The organism is Pseudomonas nitroreducens, from assembly GCF_014204515.1.
Taxonomy (GTDB): domain Bacteria; phylum Pseudomonadota; class Gammaproteobacteria; order Pseudomonadales; family Pseudomonadaceae; genus Pseudomonas; species Pseudomonas nitritireducens_A.
The window spans coordinates 1-5105 of record NZ_JACHLI010000071.1 but is presented as its reverse complement, the minus strand read 5'-3'; the positions used below and the strand labels follow the sequence as shown (position 1 = coordinate 5105).

Genomic DNA, 5105 nt, shown 5'->3' with positions numbered 1-5105 from the left:
TACTTTTCGCGAAGCGAAAAGCCGGATGGCAGGGGCGAAGACCTTTGCCTCCTTTGGGTCGTTTGCCAAAGGAGGTCGCCCGAGGGGGCGAAACACGAAGCCAATGCGCACGCCGAAGCGACGCTGAAACACCCAACTACAAGCAAGAGCATCGCGGACATAGTCCGCTCTTACGTAAAGTTCTTCGCGGGGACCGCCCTCTCCCTAACCCTCTCCCTGAAGGGAGAGGGGACTGGTTCGGTGCCGGCTGAAACCATGGCGTCAGTCGGCACGGATAGCGCCCTCTCCCTTCGGAGCGGGGCGCGCAGCCAGGGCGGGGGAGAGGGGAAATCCGAGGTACGAACGATCAGAAGAAGACAGTTGCTCCTACGCAAGGCGGAAAAATCGGAGTGGCTATCAGGTGCCGGCCTTGCCGGCGGATCGCGGACCGAGTCCGCTCCTACGCCAACGGGATTCACAGAAGGATTTCAGGATCGCCCCCCGACCGCCACCACTGGCCCGCGGGGTTGGCCAAGACGGCCGGAGAGCGATATTCGCTGAGCCTCAGCCCTGGCTGGTGCTGCCGCCCCATTCGAGGAAGCGCACCTTGTGGGTCTGGCCTTCGTGATCCTGGTAGACCATGTACGCCGGCACGATGCCGACCTTGCCGGTGTTGTCGGTGCGGTGCAGGACCTTGTCGACGTCCAGGGACATGCCGTAGTGGTATTCGGTAACCGGCAGGTCGGCGCCGGGGTTCTTGATTGCGTCCTGGGCAAAAGCCATCGGGGCGAGGCTGGAGATGACAGCCGACACGACAGAGGCAAGCTTCATTCTTTATTTCCTCGATGAAGGGTCCGCTCGGCGGCCCTTGAGTGGGATTGGAAAGCCCCACCGGGGAGCACTGGCATCGATGATGTCTGTCCTGGGGTCCAGACAGGACAGGGGACGATGCTGCAGGCGTCCATCAGGTGGCGGGGCACGGGAGTGATATTCCTCCTCGTGGCCGCCGCCGGGAAATTGATGTGCTTGCTAATGAAAATTGATGGAGGTGATGTGGCGCTCTGTCGCAGGCATGCCCGCAAAGTGCCGTACTAGGGCTGCCAGTCGCGCCAGTGCTGGCAATCGCCCTGGCAGCGGCCGGGGCAGGCGCAGCCGGTTCGGCTGCGCCCGGTGGCCTTCTCCATGCGTCGGGCGACCTCTTCGTCATCGGCAAAGGGCAGCATGCTGGCCTCCTCGATACCGCGCTCGCGGTGCGCACGCAGGCACCAGCCGACGCCGAAATACAGCGCCAGCAGGCCGAACAACCCCAGCCACAGTGTCATCTCAGGCCATCCGCTCGGCGACACGCATCGCCTCGGGGCGCGCCTGGCGCACGGTCACCCAGGTATTCCAGGCCATCAACAGCATGCCGCTGAGGAACATCAGCCCGCCCGTCATGCGCACCACGAAGCCGGGGTGGCTGGCCTGCAGCGCTTCGACAAAGGAGTAGGTAAGCGTGCCGTCGGCGTTCACCGCCCGCCACATCAGGCCCTGGGTGATGCCGTTGACCCACATCGAGGCGATGTAGAGGACCGTGCCGATGGTGGCCAGCCAGAAGTGTGCGTTGATCAGACCGATGCTGTGCATCTGTTCGCGACCGAAGACCTTGGGGATCAGGTGATAGAGCGAGCCGATGGAAATCATCGCCACCCAGCCCAGCGCGCCGGCATGGACGTGGCCGATGGTCCAGTCAGTGTAGTGAGAGAGGGCGTTGACGGTCTTGATCGCCATCATCGGACCTTCGAAGGTCGACATGCCGTAGAACGCCAGGGACACCACCAGGAAACGCAGGATCGGGTCGGTGCGCAACTTATGCCAGGCGCCGGAGAGCGTCATCATGCCGTTGATCATGCCGCCCCAGCTGGGTGCCAGGAGGATCAGCGACATCACCATGCCCAGGCTCTGTGCCCAGTCGGGCAGGGCGGTGTAGTGCAGGTGGTGCGGGCCGGCCCAGATGTACAGGGTGATCAGCGCCCAGAAGTGGACGATGGACAGCCGGTAGGAATACACCGGGCGCCCGGCCTGCTTGGGCACGAAGTAATACATCATGCCGAGGAAGCCGGTGGTGAGGAAGAAGCCCACCGCGTTGTGCCCGTACCACCACTGCACCATGGCGTCGGTGGCGCCGGAATACACCGGGTAGGACTTGAACCAGTCCACCGGAATGGCCAGGTGGTTGACGATGTGCAGCATCGCCGTGACCAGGATGAAGGCGGCGAAGAACCAGTTGCCCACATAAATGTGCGAGGTCTTGCGCTTGAGCAGCGTGCCGAAGAACACCACGGCATAGGCGACCCAGACGATGGCCATCCACACCGCGCCGGTGAATTCGATCTCGGCGTATTCCTTGGTAGTGGTGTAACCCAGCGGCAGGCTGATCATCATGGTCACGATCAGCGCCTGCCAGCCCCAGAAGGTGAAGGCCGCGAGGCTGTCGGAAAACAGCCGGGTCTGGCAGGTGCGCTGCACCGTGTAGTAGCTGGTGGCGAACAGCGCGCAGCCACCGAAGGCGAAGATCACCAGGCTGGTGTGCAGCGGGCGCAGGCGCCCGAAACTGGTCCACGGCAGGTCCAGGTTCAGTTGCGGCCAGACCAGCTGGGAGGCGATCAGTACCCCCATGGCCATGCCGACCACACCCCAGACCACCGTCATGATGGCGAATTGGCGGACCACCTTGTAGTTGTACGCCTGCTCCGTGCTTCTCGTGTTCATGCTGGATTCCCGCTTGTGACAGAACGTCCGGGCGCACGCTGGACTGCAATCCGGCGTGCTCCGGTGAGCGGGCAATCTAGGTAAACGGTGAGAGAGGAAACAGATTCAGATGGGCCACGCAAATACGGATCAGCGGCCCGGCGCGCGGAATCAGGCGATGTCCAGTCGCCCTGCGAGGAAATGCCGCAGGCGTTCCTGCAGGTAATCCACCGCCTGCTCGTGGGCGAGGTATTCGCTGACCCGCATCAGGCGCCAGTACTGGCCTTCGTCGCCGAAGCGGATGGCCTCGAACTCCGCCTGCTGCAGCCGTGCCACCAGGAACCAGGCCCAGGGCGCCGGGCCGTGGGTGGCAGGGTAGCGGCGTTGCCATTCGATGCGCTGCTCGTCCAGGCGCAGGGCGAACTCTTCCTCCAGCTCGCGCAGGGCGCATTGCGCCGGGCTTTCGCCGCCTTCGCGGCCGCCGCCGGGGAAATCCCAGCAACCGGGGTAGGGGATACCGGCCTTCTCATCACGCTTGTAGACCACCAGTTGGCCCGCGTGAAACAGCGCGAGCTTGGCGCCGGTGAAGTCGTCTTCCTGCTGCATGGCTTCATTCCCCCTGTAAGTCGGCTAGTCTTTCCCGACTGCGGACGGTGCTTTGCTGCCCGCGAGCGCGTATGATGCGCGACCTTTTTTATTCGTTGCATGCCACACCGGGAGGTGCCCAGATGACCGACACGCACGAAAACCACGAAGAACTTACCCCAGCCCCGGCCGGCGAGAAACTGCAGAAAGTCCTCGCGCGCATGGGCGTGGGCTCGCGCCGCGACGTCGAGGCCTGGATCGACGAGGGCCGCGTCAAGGTCAACGGCGCCGTCGCCACCCTCGGCCAGCGCGTGGGCGACCGCGATGCCATCGCCGTCGATGACCGCCTGCTCAAGCGCGAGAAGATCGAAGAGCACGTCCGCCGCGTGCTGATCTACAACAAGCCCGAAGGCGAAGTCTGCACCCGCGACGACCCGGAAGGCCGTCCGACCGTGTTCGACCGCCTGCCGCGCCTGCGCAGCGGCCGCTGGATCAACGTCGGCCGCCTGGACATCAACACCACCGGCCTGCTGATGTTCACCACCGACGGTGAACTGGCCAACCGCCTGATGCACCCGTCCTACGAGATGGACCGCGAGTACGCCGTACGCGTACGCGGCGAAGTCGACGAAGAGATGATCGAACGCCTGAAAGCCGGCGTGATGCTCGAAGACGGCCCGGCCAAGTTCAGCGACATCCAGGAAGCGCCGGGCGGCGAAGGCTTCAACCACTGGTACCACGTGGTGGTGATGGAAGGCCGTAACCGCGAAGTCCGCCGCCTGTGGGAATCCCAGGGCGTGGTGGTCAGCCGCCTGAAGCGCGTGCGCTTCGGACCGGTGTTCCTGACCTCCGAACTGACCATGGGCCGCTACCGCGAAATGGGCCAGCGCGAGCTGGACATCCTCAGCGAGGAAGTCGGCCTGAAGCCTGTCGCCCTGCCGGCGGTTTCCACCAAGACCAAGGAAAAGGTCGAGCGCCAGGAGCGCAAGCTCGGCAAGAAGCTGGCGCCCAGTGAGCGTCCGGGCCGTGGTTCGCGTACCCGTACCGAGCGCGTCGAAGGCGAGCGTCCGCAACGTGCTCCCCGTCCGGCTGCCGGTGAGCGTCCGGCCCGTGGTCCGCGCGATTCCGACGAGCGTCCCGCCCGCGCCCCGCGTGGCGATTCCGCTGACAGCCGCGCTCCGCGCCAGTCCCGTGATGGTGCTGGTGAGCGTCCGGCGCGTGCTCCGCGCGATGCCGGTGACCGTCCGGCCCGCGCCCCGCGTGGCGACTCCGCCGATAGCCGCGCCCCGCGCAAACCGCGTGATGCCGCTGGTGATCGTCCGGCTCGCGCTCCGCGCGATGGCGCCGATCGTCCGGCCCGTGGCCCGCGTAGCGACGCCGGCGAAGGCCGTGCACCGCGCAAGCCGCGTGATGCAGGTGGTGATCGTCCGGCTCGCGCCCCGCGTGACGGCGCCGACCGTCCGGCCCGTGGCCCGCGCAGCGATGCCGGCGAAGGCCGCGCCCCGCGCAAGGCGCCGAGCGACCGTCCGGCTCGCGAGAAAGGCGCCCCGCTGGCCGAGCGTCCCGGCAAGCCGGTGGCCCGCAAGCCGATCGCCAAGCGCCGTCCGCAGGCGGCCGGTGATGGCATGCGTCCGGGCTTCAAGCGCTAAGCGTTAGCGACAAATGAAAAAGGGCTCTTCGGAGCCCTTTTCTATTGCTGGATTTCTGGGCAGAGGCTTTCGTAGGAGCAACTGTCTTTTACCCATTCTCCGTTCGCCACTGTGTGCCATCCCTGACCATTGCGTTAAGCCTCACGATCAGCACGCGCATGC

Annotated in this window: 5 protein-coding genes; 1 reads left to right on the top strand and 4 read right to left on the bottom strand. The window is 65.4% G+C overall.

The annotated features are described in order from the left end of the window. Nucleotides 1-543: 543 nt before the first annotated feature. From HNP46_RS35490 to HNP46_RS35475, 4 genes are all read right to left on the bottom strand, one after another. On the bottom strand, nucleotides 544-810 hold the full coding sequence (locus tag HNP46_RS35490; RefSeq protein ID WP_184598962.1) for a DUF2790 domain-containing protein: 267 nt from the start codon (nucleotides 808-810) through the stop codon (nucleotides 544-546). Between the two features lie 260 nt (nucleotides 811-1070). Further along, nucleotides 1071-1301 carry a cbb3-type cytochrome c oxidase subunit 3 gene (locus HNP46_RS35485; protein ID WP_184598960.1) on the bottom strand — a complete coding sequence of 77 codons (231 nt, stop codon included), beginning with the start codon at nucleotides 1299-1301 and terminating at the stop codon, nucleotides 1071-1073. A gap of 1 nt (nucleotide 1302) precedes the next feature. Next, nucleotides 1303-2730: a cytochrome-c oxidase, cbb3-type subunit I gene (gene ccoN / locus HNP46_RS35480; protein ID WP_184598958.1), complete on the bottom strand. Its 1428-nt coding sequence runs from the start codon at nucleotides 2728-2730 to the stop codon at nucleotides 1303-1305. Between the two features lie 150 nt (nucleotides 2731-2880). Next, a complete protein-coding gene (locus HNP46_RS35475) occupies nucleotides 2881-3315 on the bottom strand; it encodes an NUDIX hydrolase (protein ID WP_184598956.1) in 435 nt (144 codons plus the stop codon). A gap of 122 nt (nucleotides 3316-3437) precedes the next feature. Here HNP46_RS35475 and rluB point away from each other — a divergent pair, with 122 nt between their 5' ends. After that, the gene (gene rluB, locus HNP46_RS35470) at nucleotides 3438-4943 is read left to right on the top strand and encodes a 23S rRNA pseudouridine(2605) synthase RluB (RefSeq protein WP_184598954.1); all 1506 of its coding nucleotides are present in this window, start codon (nucleotides 3438-3440) and stop codon (nucleotides 4941-4943) included. The last annotated feature ends 162 nt before the right edge of the window (nucleotides 4944-5105 follow it).